Source organism: Sporosarcina contaminans (assembly GCF_042679045.1).
Lineage (GTDB): Bacteria > Bacillota > Bacilli > Bacillales_A > Planococcaceae > Sporosarcina > Sporosarcina contaminans.
This window is the reverse complement of sequence record NZ_JBHTLT010000131.1, coordinates 45,859-63,823: the sequence shown is the minus strand read 5'-3', so window position 1 is coordinate 63,823 and position 17,965 is coordinate 45,859. Positions and strand designations below refer to the sequence as shown.

The 17,965-nt window shown below is 40.4% G+C and carries 18 protein-coding genes; 8 read left to right on the top strand and 10 right to left on the bottom strand.

All coding sequences use genetic code 11. From position 1 onward, the window contains the following. Window positions 1–128 precede the first annotated feature (128 nt). Entirely contained in the window at window positions 129–1,511 is a 1,383-nt protein-coding gene (gene nhaC, locus ACFQ38_RS17590) for a Na+/H+ antiporter NhaC (protein ID WP_381482567.1), read from the top strand. A 210-nt stretch (window positions 1,512–1,721) separates the two neighbouring features. On the opposite strand, the gene ACFQ38_RS17585 is transcribed toward nhaC, so the two are convergent. Both ACFQ38_RS17585 and ACFQ38_RS17580 read right to left on the bottom strand, forming a co-directional pair. Beyond that, window positions 1,722–2,249 (bottom strand): isoprenylcysteine carboxyl methyltransferase family protein, encoded by a 528-nt coding sequence (locus tag ACFQ38_RS17585; RefSeq protein WP_381482564.1) that lies wholly within the window; start codon window positions 2,247–2,249, stop codon window positions 1,722–1,724. Between the two features lie 4 nt (window positions 2,250–2,253). Next, on the bottom strand, window positions 2,254–3,333 hold the full coding sequence (locus ACFQ38_RS17580) for a type III polyketide synthase (RefSeq protein WP_336823608.1): 1,080 nt from the start codon (window positions 3,331–3,333) through the stop codon (window positions 2,254–2,256). Between the two features lie 131 nt (window positions 3,334–3,464). Between ACFQ38_RS17580 and ACFQ38_RS17575 the strand changes: the two genes are divergently transcribed. Beyond that, window positions 3,465–4,484: an LLM class flavin-dependent oxidoreductase gene (locus ACFQ38_RS17575; protein ID WP_381482561.1), complete on the top strand. Its 1,020-nt coding sequence runs from the start codon at window positions 3,465–3,467 to the stop codon at window positions 4,482–4,484. Between the two features lie 547 nt (window positions 4,485–5,031). On the opposite strand, the gene ACFQ38_RS17570 is transcribed toward ACFQ38_RS17575, so the two are convergent. From ACFQ38_RS17570 to ACFQ38_RS17560, 3 genes are all read right to left on the bottom strand, one after another. Next, window positions 5,032–5,481 (bottom strand): YaiI/YqxD family protein, encoded by a 450-nt coding sequence (locus ACFQ38_RS17570; protein WP_336823610.1) that lies wholly within the window; start codon window positions 5,479–5,481, stop codon window positions 5,032–5,034. A gap of 476 nt (window positions 5,482–5,957) precedes the next feature. Continuing rightward, on the bottom strand, window positions 5,958–6,989 hold the full coding sequence (locus tag ACFQ38_RS17565) for a DUF4097 family beta strand repeat-containing protein (protein ID WP_336823611.1): 1,032 nt from the start codon (window positions 6,987–6,989) through the stop codon (window positions 5,958–5,960). Continuing rightward, entirely contained in the window at window positions 6,982–7,305 is a 324-nt protein-coding gene (locus ACFQ38_RS17560) for a PadR family transcriptional regulator (RefSeq protein WP_336823612.1), read from the bottom strand. Before ACFQ38_RS17560 ends, ACFQ38_RS17565 begins: the two co-directional genes overlap by 8 nt. Before the next feature lie 169 nt (window positions 7,306–7,474). On the opposite strand from ACFQ38_RS17560, the gene ACFQ38_RS17555 reads away from it, so the two are divergent. From ACFQ38_RS17555 to ACFQ38_RS17545, 3 genes are all read left to right on the top strand, one after another. Continuing rightward, window positions 7,475–7,843, top strand: a complete 369-nt coding sequence (locus ACFQ38_RS17555) for a hypothetical protein (RefSeq protein ID WP_381482558.1) — start codon at window positions 7,475–7,477, stop codon at window positions 7,841–7,843. A gap of 21 nt (window positions 7,844–7,864) precedes the next feature. Then, window positions 7,865–8,020, top strand: a complete 156-nt coding sequence (locus tag ACFQ38_RS17550) for a hypothetical protein (protein WP_336823614.1) — start codon at window positions 7,865–7,867, stop codon at window positions 8,018–8,020. A gap of 67 nt (window positions 8,021–8,087) precedes the next feature. Next, complete coding sequence (locus tag ACFQ38_RS17545) at window positions 8,088–9,467, top strand: leucyl aminopeptidase family protein (RefSeq protein ID WP_336823615.1); 1,380 nt, start codon at window positions 8,088–8,090, stop codon at window positions 9,465–9,467. A gap of 146 nt (window positions 9,468–9,613) precedes the next feature. Here ACFQ38_RS17545 and ACFQ38_RS17540 read toward each other — a convergent pair whose 3' ends face one another. Beyond that, window positions 9,614–10,786, bottom strand: coding sequence for a multidrug effflux MFS transporter (locus ACFQ38_RS17540; RefSeq protein WP_381482579.1), 1,173 nt, complete (start codon window positions 10,784–10,786; stop codon window positions 9,614–9,616). 341 nt (window positions 10,787–11,127) lie between these two features. Here ACFQ38_RS17540 and ACFQ38_RS17535 point away from each other — a divergent pair, with 341 nt between their 5' ends. Together ACFQ38_RS17535 and ACFQ38_RS17530 are read left to right on the top strand one after the other, a co-directional pair. Then, window positions 11,128–11,478 (top strand): PadR family transcriptional regulator, encoded by a 351-nt coding sequence (locus ACFQ38_RS17535; RefSeq protein WP_336823617.1) that lies wholly within the window; start codon window positions 11,128–11,130, stop codon window positions 11,476–11,478. Next, window positions 11,465–12,481: an HAAS signaling domain-containing protein gene (locus tag ACFQ38_RS17530; protein ID WP_336823618.1), complete on the top strand. Its 1,017-nt coding sequence runs from the start codon at window positions 11,465–11,467 to the stop codon at window positions 12,479–12,481. Before ACFQ38_RS17535 ends, ACFQ38_RS17530 begins: the two co-directional genes overlap by 14 nt. Window positions 12,482–12,856: 375 nt before the next feature. Here ACFQ38_RS17530 and ACFQ38_RS17525 read toward each other — a convergent pair whose 3' ends face one another. The 3 genes from ACFQ38_RS17525 to ACFQ38_RS17515 are packed head-to-tail and all read right to left on the bottom strand — an operon-like array spanning window position 12,857 to window position 15,340. After that, window positions 12,857–13,813 carry a TRM11 family SAM-dependent methyltransferase gene (locus tag ACFQ38_RS17525; protein WP_381482555.1) on the bottom strand — a complete coding sequence of 319 codons (957 nt, stop codon included), beginning with the start codon at window positions 13,811–13,813 and terminating at the stop codon, window positions 12,857–12,859. Then, window positions 13,810–14,385 carry a branched-chain amino acid aminotransferase gene (locus ACFQ38_RS17520; RefSeq protein WP_336823620.1) on the bottom strand — a complete coding sequence of 192 codons (576 nt, stop codon included), beginning with the start codon at window positions 14,383–14,385 and terminating at the stop codon, window positions 13,810–13,812. The genes ACFQ38_RS17525 and ACFQ38_RS17520 overlap by 4 nt, the downstream gene beginning before the upstream one ends. Before the next feature lie 49 nt (window positions 14,386–14,434). Then, on the bottom strand, window positions 14,435–15,340 hold the full coding sequence (locus tag ACFQ38_RS17515; protein WP_336823621.1) for a cation diffusion facilitator family transporter: 906 nt from the start codon (window positions 15,338–15,340) through the stop codon (window positions 14,435–14,437). A 321-nt stretch (window positions 15,341–15,661) separates the two neighbouring features. On the opposite strand from ACFQ38_RS17515, the gene argH reads away from it, so the two are divergent. Then, complete coding sequence (gene argH, locus ACFQ38_RS17510; RefSeq protein ID WP_381482552.1) at window positions 15,662–16,984, top strand: argininosuccinate lyase; 1,323 nt, start codon at window positions 15,662–15,664, stop codon at window positions 16,982–16,984. Between the two features lie 26 nt (window positions 16,985–17,010). Here the strand turns inward: argH and ACFQ38_RS17505 are convergent, their stop codons facing one another. Beyond that, the gene (locus ACFQ38_RS17505; RefSeq protein WP_336823623.1) at window positions 17,011–17,787 is read right to left on the bottom strand and encodes an SDR family oxidoreductase; all 777 of its coding nucleotides are present in this window, start codon (window positions 17,785–17,787) and stop codon (window positions 17,011–17,013) included. Between the last annotated feature and the right edge of the window lie 178 nt (window positions 17,788–17,965).

The following is a 17,965-nucleotide window of genomic DNA, read 5'->3' as shown; positions in this document are numbered from 1 at the left end:
CGGAAAGCGTCCGCCCTGTAGCGCAAATCAACATTACTCAGCGGTATCTAAGTAAAAGGGTGACGTGCAAATCACATCACCCCAACATTTGATTTAGAACCTTTTATTTTATCGAGGAGGAAGCGGCCATGTTTAAGATTAAAGCGATTCATAAGCCTACTGCAGTAGAATCGTTTCTGCTTGTGATAGGAATTATCATATTAATTAGCGTCAGTATTATTAAATTCGAATCAGTTCCGCATTTGCCGATTCTGTTTTCGATATTATTGCTGATAGCGTATGGGCTAACGAAAAAAATTCCGTTTAAACATCTCGAAAAGGGATTGATAGATGGCGCTGGAGCTGGAATGGGCGCAGTTTTTCTGTTTTTCTTTATCGGTATTCTAATTAGCAGTTGGATGATAGGAGGTACGATTCCAACTCTTATTTACACAGGTTTTCAGTTAATTACACCTACATTTTTCTTTGCAATTGTTTTTGTCGTTACGGCAATTGTCGGCATTTCCATCGGGAGTTCATTGACTACAGTCGCAACAGTTGGCGTTGCATTTATCGGTATGGCGCATGTTCTTGACCTGTCATTGCCGATTGCTGCGGGAGCAATTGTCTCTGGTGCATTCTTTGGAGATAAAATGTCCCCTTTATCGGATACGACAAACTTGGCTTCCTCCATCGTAGGGGTTGATCTATTTGAGCATATCCGCAATATGGGATGGACGACAGTGCCCGCATTTTTCTTATCACTTTTGCTCTTCGGTATACTATCTCCAGGAGCCAAGAAAGATGATTTCGAACAGATTGCATTGTTCCAAAATACTTTGTTAGAGACAAACATGATTCATTGGTACGCAATTATCCCGTTAATTCTTTTGTTTGTATTAACGATCAAAAAAGTTCCGGCATTGCTCACTTTAGCCATCAGTTCAGCGGTCGCTGTCATTATTTCATTTTTCCACCAAAGTTTCGCTATTTCCGAAGTGTTAGAAATTCTGTTTTTCGGCTTTAAGTCTACGACGGGGGTGGCAGATGTAGATGCTTTATTGTCACGAGGCGGAGTGGAAAGTATGATGGCTACGGTCGGTCTCGTCCTATTGGCGCTAAGCATGGGCGGATTGTTATTTACTTTAGGTATCGTTCAAACATTGCTTGCGAAAATTGAAATGTTGCTCAAAAAAGTCTCGTCTGTAATAATGGCATCCGCCTTAACCGCGATTGGTATAAACGTAATGATCGGAGAACAGTACTTGTCCATATTATTGACGGGCCAAGCGTTCCAATCACAATATGAAAAAGTCGGTTTAGCAAATAAAAACTTGAGCCGGGTAATGGAAGATGCAGGAACGGTCGTCAATCCATTAGTGCCATGGAGTGTATGCGGCATTTTCATTACAGATGTGTTGAATGTGTCAACAATATCGTACTTGCCATTTGCATTCTTCTGCTTGTTATCGCCAATTTTGACAGTAATGTTCGGTTATATGGGGAAAACGTTGACTCGCATCCCTTCTTAACAGTAAATGCGCGCCAAGCTCCTTTATAGGTAGCTGGCGCGCATTAGAGTTTATTGGCGTAGTTAGTTGCTATACTGTCGTGCATCACATATATACTGACGAAGTCAGTCGGATTCACTCCACAGGTCTACTGACACGCTTCTCTTCTTTATAGACGTGAAGAAATTCATCTGTCTGCTCCGCTGTTCACTGTTTCTTGTTTAAAGAAAGTCATTCAATCAAAAACTGTTCTCGGTAATTTGTCACTTCTGCCAACGCTTTTTCTTCTGCCGGAATTCGTACGGTCATCATCCATATATTTAGGCATGTGAATAGGAGGGCAGTGAAATAGGCGTTGAAGAGGAGGGGCAGTACGATGAGCTCAGTTGCTACGATGATGTAATTTGGATGCCGCAACCATTTATAAGGCCCTTTTCGAACTACTTCCGCGTTTGGGAGGACGATGATTTTTGTATTCCAATACTTTCCTAAAGATAATAAGCACCATACTCTGAACACCTGAGCAATGACAAATAAGGAAAGCCAAACGATCCAAATGGCGGATACTGATCGATTGAAAAATACTACTTCTGCGATGAGTGAGACGAAAAAAGCAATATGCATGGCGACCATAAAAGGATAATGCCCCTCGCCGGCTTCGATTGCACCTTTGCTTTTCATCCAGCGTTCATTGCGCCGCGCGACGAAAAGCTCGATGATCCTTTGTAATATGACTAACATAAGAATATAGATGAACATCCGCTCACTCCCATTTTAATAGCAACAATTCGCCGCTGAAGCCTGGACCTAATGCTGCCATTAAGCCATACTCCCCAGCTGCAGCTTCGTTTTCCATAAATTCCTTCAGTACGTAAAGAACAGTTGGTGATGACATATTGCCATGGTTTCGCAAAATATTTCTTGAGATTTCTGTTTTGCTGGAATCAAACCCCATCGCTGCTTCGTAGGCCTCTAACACTTTCTTGCCGCCTGGATGCGCAACGAAATGTGCAATATCATCTTTATCCAAATGATAGGAATGTAAAAACTCATGTACGAAAGGTCCTAACCAAGTTGAAATGATGGAAGGGATGCTTTTTGAGAAAATGACGTACAATCCATTGTTCTGAATATCCCAGCCCATAACATCTTCAGAATCCGGCATTAATTTAGATGTCGTGCCGAGGATGGAAGGAACAGTACCTGAAGTAGCAATTTCAGATTGATTGCCTGATATTAATGCGCATGCGACCCCATCGGAAAATAAGGAGACGCCAACTAAATTACTCTTTGAATAGTCCTCTTTTTGGAAAGTCAAACTGCAAAGTTCAATCGAAAGAACGATGACATTCGCCTTCGGAAAGGCTTTGCAATATTCGTAAGCCCTGCTAATTCCGGCAGCTCCTCCGGCGCATCCGAGTCCCCATATTGGAATTCTTTTCGTATCATCGCGGAACGGAAGACGGTTCATAATGCGCGCTTCTATACTTGGCGTTGCAATGCCTGTGCTTGAAACAAAAAAGATTGCGTCAATTTCTGATGGTGAAACGGATTTAATTAACCCATCCCCATTGTTCAAACAGTGATTGATTGCTTCAATCCCTAAGTTCACTGCATGATGGATAAATAAATCATTCCGTTCTTTAAAATCATGCGGCTCGCTATACCATTCAAGCGGCATGCAAACATCTCGCTTTTCAATTTCCGCATTCTCAAACACTTTTAGTAGTCTTTCAATATCTTTATATCGATTGCTGAATAAGGAGCGAGTCAGCTCTACCGCCTGCTCTTGCTTCACTTCGTAAGGAGGGAGGACGGTGCTAACAGAAAGGATTTTCGGCATAAGAAACCTCCATATTTTCTTTTTATTCTTTTACCACTTAAAAGTCCGTGCAAACAATTGATGAGGCAATTCTTATGAGATTACAAATTACTTTGTGTACAATGGTCAACAATAGATAGGAGGATGTTGACATGTCCATTAAATTGAGTATTTTAGACCAATCGCCAATTGCTGAAGGGAGCAATGCAACCGAGGCTTTGCAAAATACTGTTCAGTTGGCGAAAAAAGCAGAACAATGGGGTTATCATCGATTCTGGGTATCTGAACATCATGACTCTACGACGTTAGCAGGCTCTTCCCCTGAAATATTGATGGCTCATTTGGCTTCTATTACATCATCGATTCGTATCGGTTCTGGTGGAGTTATGCTTACACATTATTCTCCATTTAAGGTGGCTGAAAACTTTAAACTGCTGGAAGCACTCTTTCCTGAAAGAATCGATGCAGGCATTGGACGTGCTCCTGGTGGGATGCCAAGGGCTACATATGCGCTGCATGACGGCAAATATCGGGATGTCCATAAATTCCCACAGCAAGTCGATGATATGATCATGTATTTAAATGACAGTATTCCTTCCGATCACCCGTATGTTGGATTGAAAGCGACCCCAGTCACATGTACCAATCCTCCAATTTGGATGTTAGGTTCCAGTCAAAACTCTGCATTGTTGGCAGCTGAAAAAGGTTTGCCATATATGTTTGCGCAGTTTATCAATGGCGAAGGGGGTGAAGCTTGTGCGTCCATTTACCGTGAACGTTACAAGCCGTCTAACAGTCAGCCGAAGCCACAGCAGGCAGTCGCCATTTTCTTCGCATGTGCAGAAACGGAGGAAGAAGCTGAAAGGATCGCTTCATCGTTAACTCTTTCTATGCTTATGTCAGAACAGGGGATGTCTTCGAAAGGAATTCCTTCACCAGAAACGGCAATGGCTTATTCATATAGTCATTTTGAGCAAAAGCGTGTCCAAGAAAATCGTAAAAGGATGATTGTAGGAACACCGAAATCGGTCCGCCGCCAAATTGAAGAGTTGTCTGCCGTGTATGAGGCGGATGAAGTGATGTTAGTCATGATCGCTTACGATTTTCAGGATAAACTACGTTCGTATGAATTGATTGCAAAAGAAATGGGATTACAGCAGCATGGAAAGTGATTGAAAAGATCGTAAGGTATTGTATGTAAGTGGCAAACTGTTTATGAAAGGCCACTGCAAGCAGGGTTTTCAGTCTTTTAGGGTTTGTTGTAAAGGATAGGAGTTTCTTCAGCTTGGCTTGAAAACGCTTAGCATGTGGATGATAGTCTAAGAAAGCGATGTCCACAGCGCCTTAATTTTTGCAAAGGACGCAGAAATTAAGGCCAATCGAACTCAGAGGTGCCTTAATTTCTGCACAGGTCGCAGAAAAACGGCCAATCGAACTCGGAGGTGCCTTAATTTCCGCACAGGTCGCAGAAAAACGGCCAATCGAACTCGGAGGTGCCTTAATTTCCGCACAGGTCGCAGAAAAACGGCCAATCGAACTCGGAGGTGCCTTAATTTCTGCACAGGTCGCAGAAAACGGCCAATCGAACTCGGAGGTGCCTTAAATTCTGCACAGGTCGCAGAAAACGGCCAATCGAACTCGGAGGTGCCTTAATTTCCGCACAGGTCGCAGAAATACGGCAAATCGAACTCTTCGTTGTTCGATTCGCTGTAGGCGGGTTTATTCTTTGCTGAGAAGTGTTTTGCAGAGTTCTCTCAATTGAAAAGAGAAGCGTTCATTCAGTTCTTTTGATCGTTTTTTTGGACCACGCAGTCTGCCGCCGGCCATTCTAATTTTCTGTGCGGTATGTCTAGCGAAAAGCAATTGATCAATGTTTTCTTCTGTATATCGCCTTCCATTCTGATCTATCGGATGAGCCAATTTAGCCAATACCATTGCCGCTAACCCATAATCTTGTGTAATGACGATGTCTCCTTTTTGCACTCTGTTCACTAAAACAAAGTCAACTGCATCTGCACCTTTGGAAACGATGATCGTTTCAGCGCCTTCTCGATGCATTTCGTGTGCAGTATCGCAAATGAGCTTGCATGGCAAATTAAATTGTTTAGCGATCGAAATGGTTTCATTTACAACAGGACATCCATCTGCATCGACAAAGATCGTAACCATCGTATGACCCCTTTTCGTTTGTTGTTGAATGATAGTTCATAAAAGGATTGATGTCTCACTATATCATATTCTTTTGTTTTTATTTGATTCGGAAAGGGTTAAACACGTAAAAAAGTGCAAAGGAGAGACTGTGATGGTTAGGGAAGAGAACAAGGGAAAGTCAATTGTCTGAGCGATATGGGCGAGAAGTGAATGCGAAGAATAAAGCTGTAGAGCTCAATCAAGTGTATGAAGAGGAAAAGGTGATCTCTGCAGACTAATTACCGCTATTATTAAGAGAAGATGAATTTAATAAGCTGGTTGGAGAAGAGAATTATGACAATGTTACAGACTTCAACATGATGAACTCTATCAATAGTCGAGCAAACTGTCCGGAAAATATCTTCTTGAAAGATCCGGACAGTTTCCATTTGTTTTGATACCCCTTTTGCTGTACGTTAATGAATCGATGCATACGTTTGCTCAACCGAAAGCTATCACTTCACGGTAATTCTGCCGTTGTCTGATTTCAAGCGAATCTGATATTGTTCAGAACCGAATCGTGTGCGTGTGTTCCTTTCCCCATACACATCGATTTTGCCGTATCCAGTTTTCGCAATGATTGTTGCATTTTCAGGCATTTGATCGGTTTGGATTTCAATGCTGCCATTATCCGTTTGGAAATCGATATGGTGGTTCAATTGCTCTGTTTGTAACGTAATCCTGCCGTTGTCTGTTACTCCTGTCACATCGCTCTTAATGTCAACGAATTCGAGTCTGCCATTATCCGACTCTGCATAAATCGAGTCCGCTTCGATATGACGCATATGAATTCTCCCGTTATCCGTCTTCGCTTTCAGACGGTCCGTTTGTACTTTCTTAATCACGATTCTGCCATTATCGGTTTCTGCTGTTAAAGAGGTCGAAGCGACTTCATCGATTTCAATTCGTCCATTATCTGTTTTTGACATGATGTTACGTCCGATTAATTTTTGTGCTTTTATTCTACCGTTATCTGATTTCATTGCGACAGATTCATACACTTTTTTCGGAATAAACACGTTCAAAGCCACCGCCCTTGTATGGAAATTAAATAAGAATAACCAATGAGACTTGTTCTTTAACCGAATCTTTAATGTTTCCCCAATAACATCTGCCGTTAACTCCAATTTATCCTTTTGACCGATCAACTCGACTGTCGTCTCCGACGTATCGGAAGGAGAAACGAAAAGCGCTCCATGTTGAACGTCAATATCGACTTTCGTAAATGAATTGTCTGGAATGGTCATCTTTTCACTCATTGTCGTGTGCATGGAAACTTCTTCCTGGTTGAATGGATAAGCTTCTAACAGTTCACTCGCAATTTTATTTGGAGAACCAAGTGATGCAGCAATTTCTTCTTCCGATTTACCATCCTCACGCCCGTTTGAAAAATACTCTTTTATGTCCAAGATAATGTCATCTCGTTCATCTGCAGGCAACCTTTTCAATGCCTGTTCAAGTTCATAGATAAATTGATTTTCATTCATTCGAAGCACCCTCCTCGATTAATTGATTGACTCCTTCAGTAAAGCTGCGCCATTCTGATAGTTGCTCATGTAAGTATTCACGTCCGGCTTCCGTCAGTTGATAATACTTTCGAGGCGGACCTTCAGAAGACTCTTGCAAATACGTTGTAAAATAGCCTTCTTTCGTTAATCGACGCAGCAAAGGGTAGACGGAACCTTCCGAAATGGAGATCCGATCTGAAATTTTTTGAACTAATTCGTAGCCATACCGATCTTGTTTATCTAACAGCACGAGTACACATAAATTTAAGACGCCTTTTTTAAATTGGATATTCACCATATAGCCTCCTTTCGCTACTATATATAGAACGGTACTGACTTATAGTAAGTAGTAACATCAATATATCATATGGTATTGTTCATTGCAAGGTACTGAATTTATTTATTTTCGGAACTTTATACATCTTCAAACGTAGTAGTAAGTAGACTTTGGAGGTGCATCTAATTTGTTTGGCAAGCCAAAATATCGTAATGAATTTTGGACAGACGAGTTGATGGATGCAGCAAATAATGTAGGGACTACTTTACCCTTATTGCAAGACGAGTTTGATGATAAACAGTTGGTCATCCTTTTCAGCCGATTTCAAAAGGTCGAAAAAGACAAAGCGCTGTTTATGATTAATGAAATAAATTATGAAGCGATTCAGCAAGAGGTAAAGAAAGTGGAGAAAAAATACAAGTGGAAAGAGTTCTTCAATAGAAGCCCACTTTCGGAATATATTGACATAGAAAATAGGGTTGTAACAAATGTGGAAAATGCGTTATTATGCACAAATAGCGTAAAAGAAGCAAATGAATTTTTGAAAAATATATGATGGAAAATGGAGGGATATGTAATGGAAACCGGATATTTTGTAGGATGGGGAACTCTATCATTAATCAATGCGGGAATTGCACAAGGAAAAAACAGAAGTGGGTTGAACTGGTTTTTGCTGTCGCTAATATTGGGCCCTATTGCAACTTTTTGTCTAGTATTAGCAAATAAAAGATAATTCTTTATTGACGCTCTATATGGTAAACTATTTCTGAAGTCGAAATAGTAAGTAGGGGGAGAAGGAAATGTCCAACGTCGTAAATATTATCTATGCACAAAACGAAAAAGTTACAGGAAATGCAGCAGTACAGCAATATGTCGATCAGCAACAAGCAGCTTTTTGCTCTGTATTAATCGGCGATGTTCAATACGTTGTTTTAAAAGAGCAGAAGAAACCTTCACTTGAAAAAGTACGATCTATAGCGGGTGACATCGCACGCCATCTATCTGAACAAAAAATAGTGGAAGCTGTAGTGAGCAGTGAAACATTAAAAACAGCATTTGCTAATTTGGACAAAAATAACGTCTCTACAGCTTTTGCTGAAGGTTGGGATTTAGGCAGCTATCAGTTCCTGAATTACAAAACGAAAGAAGAACGAAGCAAGACAGAATTGCAAGTGGATGGGGAAGAGGCAAAATCATATGCTGAAATTGGCAAAATCCGTGCTGCAGCAACAGCATTTTCCCGCGACTTAATGAATGAAGTTTCGAATGTATTAAATCCTGAAACGTATCCAGAAGTGCTAAAAATGCAGCTTGAGGATAAAGGGATTGAAGTGACCGTTTTTGATCAAGAAAAGATCGAAGAAATGGAAATGAACGGAGTCCTTACTGTCGGAAGAGGCAGCAAGTACAAACCATCTTTTGTCGAGCTGCGATATAAGGGTGATGAAACAAAACCGCTATTGGCACTTGTCGGTAAGGGAGTCACTTTCGACACTGGCGGTATTAGCTTAAAGAGCGGCAAAGATTTAAGCGACATGAGAATGGATATGGGAGGCTCAGCTGCAGTTGCAGGTGCAATGCAGTTATTGGCTGAAACAAAAGCGCAGGTGAATGTCGTGGCGCTAATTCCAATGGTGGAAAATACGATAGACAACACGGCTGTCCTTCCAGGTGAAGTGATTCATTATAAAAACGGCCTAACTGTTCAAATTGGCAACACTGATGCGGAAGGGCGCCTTATTTTAGCGGACGCTTTAATTCGCGCTGGTGAATTGAATGCCGAATATATTGTAGACATTGCTACATTGACTGGAGCAATTGTCAATGCATTAGGAACTGCCCTTGGCGGTGTGTTTGGCGATGAAGAGCTCTCTTATGCGATGAAGAAAATAGGTGACGAAAACGGGGACTTCGTTTGGCCGATGCCATTAGTAGAAGAGTATGACAAAACATTATCGAGTGATTATGCGGATATGAACAATATTAGCTCATTGAATTTTGGTGGTTCCATTACGGCGGCCCTCTTCCTTCGACGCTTCGTTCCTGAAGGCAGCAAGTGGCTGCACGTCGATATGGCTGGAATGATGAGCAAGTCAAAACCATCCGGCTATTATGCAAAGTCGGCGACGGGATATGGCGCACGTTTGTTAGCTGATTATGCGGTGAAGATTTCAGAGTAAAAAATTGTTGCTGGGGCGGTTATAATGTTGCTCCAGCATTTTTTGATCGGTAAAAGTTATTGACGTTCATATGATACATGGATAAAAGAACAGTTATGGAAAACGATTTGTTTGTCCATAACTGTTCTTTTTTAGGTAATCCTTTTTTATTTTTGTATGCGGAATCCTATTAAAAGCATAACAAAGCCCAACAGTAAGAAGTATAATGGCATTGCTAGTATTGTACCATTTTGAAGTACGCTCATCCCATATGTTGTAGCGCTTACGAGTAAATAGTAGCATAGACTAAAGATCGCCCCGGCAGATCCGATAACATCCTGAAAATCATTTAGAGCCAAGCTTAAACAATTTGGCAAAGCTGTTCCTATACCAAATAAAATAATAAACACACTGGTTATCATGATTGGTAATTGTAACGTTGGTAAGAGCGGTGTAGAACAAGCGAGTATTGTTCCACTGATCAGAATGATTAATCCATGCATAATAATTTTCTCTGGTTTTATTTTGCTAACAAGTCGATTGGACAACATTGCACCTGAGATAGTAGCGGTTGCAACGATTATTCCTAAAAAGCCAAACATTGCACTCGTTAACGAAAAATATTGAATGAATATAAAAGGTGCCTCAGTATAGTAGCTGAACAATATACCGTTTAATCCACCAATTAATATACCGTAGTACCATAGGCGCTGATTTGTTATCATACGCTTTATAATTGGAAGCAGAAGTTGCAATCTAATAGTAGCAGGCTTGGTTTCAGGTAATCGTAAAAATGCGTAGCAAAATAATGCAATGCTCATTGCGACCAACACCCAAAATACAACTTTGAAACCAAAGTAGTATTCAGCAAAACCGCCAATTAATGGGCCGATGGCAGGCGAGAAAGCGAGTACAGCTGAAATTTTGGCAAATAATCTATGACGATGTACACCAGAAAAACTCTCTCGTAAAATCGTTTGTGTCACAATAGATCCAACACTTGCACCAAAAGCTTGAACAAAACGTGCAACTAATAAAACCGATATCCCATTGGATGCCAGACAAAGTAGATTTCCAATAAAATAGAAAAATAAACCGACTAGCATTGCCTTTCTACGGCCAATTCTATCGGATAATCTTCCAAAGAAAAATACTCCGAAGGCAAAAGCGATAAAGTACACACTCATCGTAAGTTGTGCATTACTTGTTGAAGTGTTAAATTCTTTTGCAATCGAAGGTAGAGACGGACTGAAAATGGTTTCACTAATTTGTGGAAAGCCTACTAGTAGAATTAATAAAAGTAAGCTTGGTGTATTGTTTTCGATGCTTTTCTTCAAAATAACCCTCTCCTAAAAAATCGTAATAGGTTTGAAAGAAAAACATCGTAGCTTGGGAAATGGTGGCTTTATGAGCTTGCTTTTTTCTAAATCACTCATAAACTCACATCCTTTATTAAAAATACATACAAAATTATACTATATTTGAATGCCATCTTATATAAAACGTAGTCAATAAAGTCATAATTTGAAGGATGTAATTAATCGAAAATCCAGCTATCACAATGTGGCTGGATTTTTTGATGTTGGATGTTCAAATGTTTTGATTTTACTTTTCACAATAGTGTATAATGCACAGTATAAATAATAATGTACGTCATACAGTATAAAGGAGAAGAAAACGGATGGACCAAATTATCGATTCGCTTTCAACTGAATTAAGAAGGGGAAACTTGACGTTGGCGGTTTTAAGTCAATTACGAACGCCTCAATATGGATATTCACTTGTGCAATTGCTTGCAGAACTTGGGGTGGAAATCGAACAAAGCACACTATATCCTCTGCTTCGGAGGTTGGAAAAACAAGAGTTAGTGGTGAGTTTTTGGGATACGTCCGGTGCAAGGCCACGAAAATATTACGAATTAAGCCAGGAAGGAGAAATTGTTTTTCAACAAATTAAAGAAGAATGGATAAAAAATACAAAAAAACTTTATGAAGTTTTAAAAGAGGAGGATGATGCAGATGGATTTAATTAAACTGTACATTCAGGAAGTCACTCGGAGGCTGCCAGATAAAACCCGAAATGACATTGCGCTGGAATTAGAATCAACAATCTATGATATGTTGCCTGAAGATTATTCAGAAGATGATGTCAAACGGGTACTTGAAACATTGGGGAATCCTGCTGTTTTAGCAAGTCAATATAATGAAAAACCAATGCATTTAATCGGACCGAAGTATTATGAAGCGTACACTACATTACTAAAGCTATGCTTGCCGATCGCAGCTATTTGCTCATTTATCGCCATTGTTGCGGTGAAAGTTTTTAGTCCAGTCGATGAGGGTGCAGTATTGGAAACGATGCTTGTAATTATGGGAGAGGGGATTTGGAATGTCATCAATGTGATTATCCATACATTTTTTTGGATAACTGCAGTCTTTGTGATTGCCGAGCGTGCAGACGGGGTTAAGAAACATTCCCCTTTATCATCGAATTTTCGACCGTGGACACCTGAGGATTTAAAGCAGAGTATCTATGTTCCGAAATATAAGATGATTAAAAGCTTTGAATTGTCTTGTGGCTTAGCTTGGACAGCGATGTGGGGAACGACTTATTTTTATGCCAATCATTTAATAGGCATATATGAAAATGGCGATAATGGCTTGCGAATGGTAACGACAGCGTTCAATCAAGAAGTACTTCTATCCTTTTGGCCGTTAATCGTTTTGTTGATTGGATTAGAAATTGCTTTAACAATTAATAAACTGATTAAAAAACAATGGACATATAAGCTATCAACATTTTTTACAATTCATCAAGTCGCATCGCTTGTTATCTTAGTTATCATTTTAACGCATGCGAATCTCTTTACACCTGAATTCCTTAATCAAATGGGTGAAATTTTTACAACAAGCCCAACAAGGATTGAGAATAGCATCATTTGGGGTACGATCACGATCTTTGTAATATTTGCAGTTTGGGGAATGATTGACGTGTATAAAAGAGCGGCAATTAAAAGTGATCTAAATAGACTTTGAAATTATTGTTTATAGTGATATTCAATGATGATCATAAATAAGTGATTCAGTGAAGATAAGCCGTAGTAGAAAAAAAGGATTTTATTAATCCCGTGTCGGGTTGCTGACCCAATAAGGCCGTTAGTTGGTATATTGACTGGCGAGCATGATCGATTTACTGGCGTAGGTATCATGAATACTGGCGTGCATTGCAGATTTACTGGCGCAGATAGTCTGCATACTGGTGTGCTTTACGCTTGATGAAATAAGGCTTCTTGTCACTGTTTAAAATCGGGTATAATCTATTTTAGCTGCAGGATTTATAGTGGTTTGTGAATAGATTTAAGACACAAAAAAGCGGGCAGGAAAGTTACTCTTCCACCCGCTTTATTTATTTCAGAGACAAACAATCACTTGCCGCTCAAACGTACCTTTCCTTGCAACACAACGGTCTACGATGTTAAATCCGGCTTGTTCGATCATGTCGTCAATCGTTTCGATCGTCACAACGACTAATTTTTCTGTTATCCGTCTAGCATCTTTTAGAATGCCCAATTGCCCTTCGGCTGTAATATGGGTGAATAAGTTGTAAGGCATGTCAATAATCGCCGCATCATATGTATCGGTCACTTCGGAAATGGGACCTTTTACAACTTCACAATCCAAACCGAAGTGGGACAAGTTTTTCCTCGATCCTATGCACACTAACGGGTTAATGTCTCGGCCGACAATATCAATGCCCATCGAGCGGGCTTCGACTAAAACGGTTCCGATGCCGCAGCAAGGATCAATTGCCTTTACACCTTCAGGATGGGGCACGGCGATATTGGCAACCGCACGTGCAACACGGGTACTAAGCGCTGTCGAATACATATGAGGCTTCTGCTGATGGAACCGCCAATAAGGAACACTTTCCTCTACACTTCCAAAGTAGTATACGCCATCCAAAAGTACGAAGCCGTAATGCGTTTCGGGATGATCCAAGTCAGCTTCTCCTGTAATTTTTTCGCCAATCGCCTTTTCCATTTTACGCCTTTTGTTGTGGCCGATTTTTTCTGTGTCTCCTAAATCTATTGTATTCAAGCAAGTGACCCGGAATGTTTTGTGAGAAACAAATCGTTCTGCTTCAGACATAAGCTCTTCAAAGCTGTTACAAGTAATTAAAACTTCAAGCCGTTCTTTCATGAAAGGGCTGCGACTCGGATCGATTGCTGTTTTACTTATGAGGACGTTCGAATCGCTATCGTATCCGAAAAACGACCTCATCTCTAATTTGCAAAGGTCATGTTCATCTTTGTGCCTGACATACGTGTAAATGAACTCTTTGCTGTCTGTTTTAAAAGATTGCTTCAATTCATCGCCTCAATGACTGTTTCCAATTCAAACACTGTTTGATACGTAACGTCAATTGCAGTTTGCAATGAAACTTCTGGATTGAAAGTAGGCAGCCGATCGAGCGGGATATTAATTTCCCATAAACCGTCTTGGGGTGAGAAAAGGGCACTGTACGTTTTCTCACCTAATTTTTCATCCAAATAGGATTTAATTACTGCTTCCCATTTTTTTTGGAGCTTTAATCCGAATAGGGCAGTATATGTTCCAAATAAATCATCGACTTCAAGGGCGATGCCATCGACTCCGATCATGTCAAAATGATCCGATTCGACATAGAGGAATTCATCCATATTGTCCGATAAAAAGGAGATTGGCTGTTCCATAAAGGCCGCCGTTTCCTCTTTTTTCAGCTCTTCCGTTTCCTTCACACATCTTTCAATCAATGTAAATGTCCATCGTTTATCAATGACGTTGCTGTCGGCATCCATAACATTTTGTTGTTTAGCAAATTCTTGTTCGATCGGAAATAATGCAATTTGTTCATCACGGTCAAATTGGTTTATATATTGCTGCAATTGTTTTGAAATCATGTTTGCACTCCTTTCATTTACTATTATACATATCCGCGGGAGGATCCGCTCATTCTTCTTCCTCTGGATACCACGGGTTTAAGTGGATGAGCACTTCATCTACATCCTGATGTTTTTCTAAAATCGCATTACGGATTTCACTCGATATGTCATGGCCTTCTTGAATCGTCAAATTGCCTGGTACACCAACCCGCACATCGACTAAAATATAATGCCCATGTTCGCGAGCGCGAAGCCTGTCAATTCTCTTCACTTCCGGAAAGGTGCGAATTAAAACCGAAAACTCTTTTAAACGTTCTGAGCTAACGTTTTTCTCCATTAATATATCGATTGATTCTTTTCCGATTTCATATGCTAAACGCAGTACTAAAATCGAAACGATGACACCAGCAAACGGATCGCCGTACGATAGGAATGCTATGTCATATGCATCTCCAATTAAAGCAAGCCCTATACCGAGCACTGCAGCTAATGAAGCGTACACATCCGCCAAATGGTCATATGCGGTTGCGATTAATCCTTTACTGTTCGTTTCTTTTCCGACCCGCATTGTATAGACATAAAGCAATTGCTTCCATACGAGAGAAATAATTGCGGTAATCAATGCAATTTTGCTCGCTTTTGCTGGCTCCTCGAAAAAGGTGGAAATCGCTTCAATGCCGATGTAAATTGCAGCTATGATTAGGATGATCGCCACAATTCCAGAGCCGATCACTTCTGCTTTGCCATGTCCATAAGGATGGTCGTCATCAGCAGGCCGCTGCGAAATGCGCATGGAAGTAAGCGCAGCTGCCGATGCAACGACATCACCGGCATTATGGAAGCCATCTGCTAACAGCACGGGACTATTGAATAAAATTCCGACGATAATTTTCAACACAGTGAGAACAATATTACTCATTAAACTGATCCAGATGGCAAAAACGGATGCAATGGAATGCTTTTCTTTATTCATCTTCTAACCTCCAACATATTTTTCCCAGAGGAAACAAAATCCCTTGACATATAGCTGTCAAGGGATTGGAAATTTAAAAATAATAAGGTTGATTCGTTGTTGTTCAATGTCATCACTCGTTTTCATTCGATATGATTAGCATAGCACCCCATAAAGCTTTGAGCAAGAAAATGGCTATTGAAAGTAAATAAGATGAGTTTGACTAAAAAGTAACGGGTAACTTTTTTATAGAAGAAATAGGGGAGTTCCATTGCAATGAAGGTAAATATTCATTATAATACAATAAAATGAATAAAAATACATAACGGAGGTTGATGATACATGAAGTTATGGGGTGGACGTTTTACAAGCCGTGCGGATGAAATTATGGAGCAGTTCAATACATCATTGCCGGTTGACCATCGTTTATATAAAGAAGATATTGCTGGTAGCCTTGCGCATGTGACGATGTTAGTGCATAGCGATCTTTTATCACCCGAAGAGGGAGATTTATTAGTTCAAGGTCTTGAATCGATATTGACCGATATTGAATCGGGAAAATTGAAAATCGAAGGCGACTTTGAAGATATTCACTCATTCATAGAAATGCATCTAACGGAGCGAGTAGGCGAGACAGGCAAGAAGCTACATACTGCCCGCAGCAGAAATGATCAAGTTGCTGTTGATATGCGCTTATACGCAAAAAATAAAGCAACGGAAGTGATTGATAGCCTTCAAACGTTAATCGACTCTTTGCATGAAAAAGGGAAGGCGAACAATGTCATAATGCCGGGCTACACTCATTTGCAGCGTGCACAAGTCGTGACATTTGGACATCACTTAGGGGCTTACGAGCAAATGTTCAAGCGAGATAAAAAAAGAGTGGAAAATGCATTGGAGCTATTGGATGAAAATCCTTTAGGATGTGGAGCACTTGCGGGGACAACGCACGCAATCGACCGCCAAGTAACGACGGAATTGCTTCGTTTTGCAAAGCCGGTCGATAATTTTTTGGATGGGGTTAGTGACCGCGATTATATGCTCGAGCTTATGTCTAATTTTTCGATCATCATGATGCATTTAAGCCGTTTAAGTGAGGAATTGGTATTATGGAGCAGCCAAGAATTCAGATTCATAACGATGGCGGATGCGTATTCAACAGGCAGCAGCATAATGCCGCAAAAAAAGAATCCGGACGCAGCAGAACTAATCCGCGGCAAAACGGGAAGAGTGTATGGCTCGTTATTCTCTTTATTGACAACTTTGAAAGGGCTGCCGCTTACGTACAATAAAGATATGCAGGAAGACAAAGAGCCGTTTTTCGATGCGCTTGATACAGTATTGGACTGCATGGAAATAATGTCGAAAATGATTGACACACTGACAGTAAATGCTGATCAGATGAAGGCGGCTATTAAAGCAGGATTTTTGAATGCGACAGAAGTGGCCGATTACTTAGTAAGCAAAGGTACACCATTTCGTGATGCACATGAAATTGTCGGCAAGATCATTATATATTGTGAGATGGAGAAAAAGGCAATTGAGGATTTGACAATAGAAGAATTGAGCGGATTTAGCAGCGCCATTGAGGAAGATATATATGCATATATCGAATATGAAAGTATTTTAACAAAAGGGAATAAGAGCCTTATGAAAGGCGAATGAAAAAAGGAGCTGATCAGCTCCTTTTTTTATCCCATTATATGATAGCCCGCATCGACGTAAATCACTTCGCCAGTTACACCGCTCGATAAATCACTTAACATGGCAATTGACATTTTTGCAACTTCTTCTTGTGTAATATTTCGCTTCAAAGGAGCTTTTTCTTCAATTTGGCCCAAAATGGTGTTAAATGAAGGAACGCCCTTTGCAGATAGGGTGCGTACTGCTCCAGCTGAAATGGCATTTACCCGGATGCCGTCTTTTCCGATATCGTTTGCAAGATAGCGGACGGAAGCTTCAAGAGCTGCTTTTGCAACTCCCATAACATTGTAGCCATCAAGAACACGTTCTGCACCTAAATAACTCATTGTTATGATAGAGCCGCCTTCCGCCATATAACGACGTGCTTCACGAGCAGTTGCAATTAAGGAATAAGCGCTCGAATCTTGCGCAAATGCATAACCGCTTCTCGTCGTCTCTACAAAATCGTTTTTCAAATCTTCTGCATGGGCGAAAGCGACTGAATGGACGATGCCGTGGATCGTGCCAATTGTTTCGCCAATTAATGTAAATGCATGTTGAATGCTTTCATCTTCATTTACATCGCATTGTACGACCATTTTTGGTTCATAGCCATGGCTTTCCAACGCTTTTTCAAGCTTCGCCAGAGAGCGTTCTTTCCTATATGTGAAAATGACGTTAGCTCCGACTTCAAACAGCGACTTGGCAATTCCCCAAGCCAAACTTCTTTCATTTGCCACTCCCATGACAACAACATTCTTATCTTTCAGTTTCAATAAATCCATTGCAGTACCCTCCCTATTCAGTCGTAATGCGTTCGAGAATTATATAGCTGCTATTATGACCTGTTACCAATATGATTATAGCATAATCGGGCAATGAAGTTAATATGCATTTAAATCAATTCGAAAAGGGGCAATGTGAATAAGCTATTAGTCTTTGGTGAATAAATCCATAGCCAAT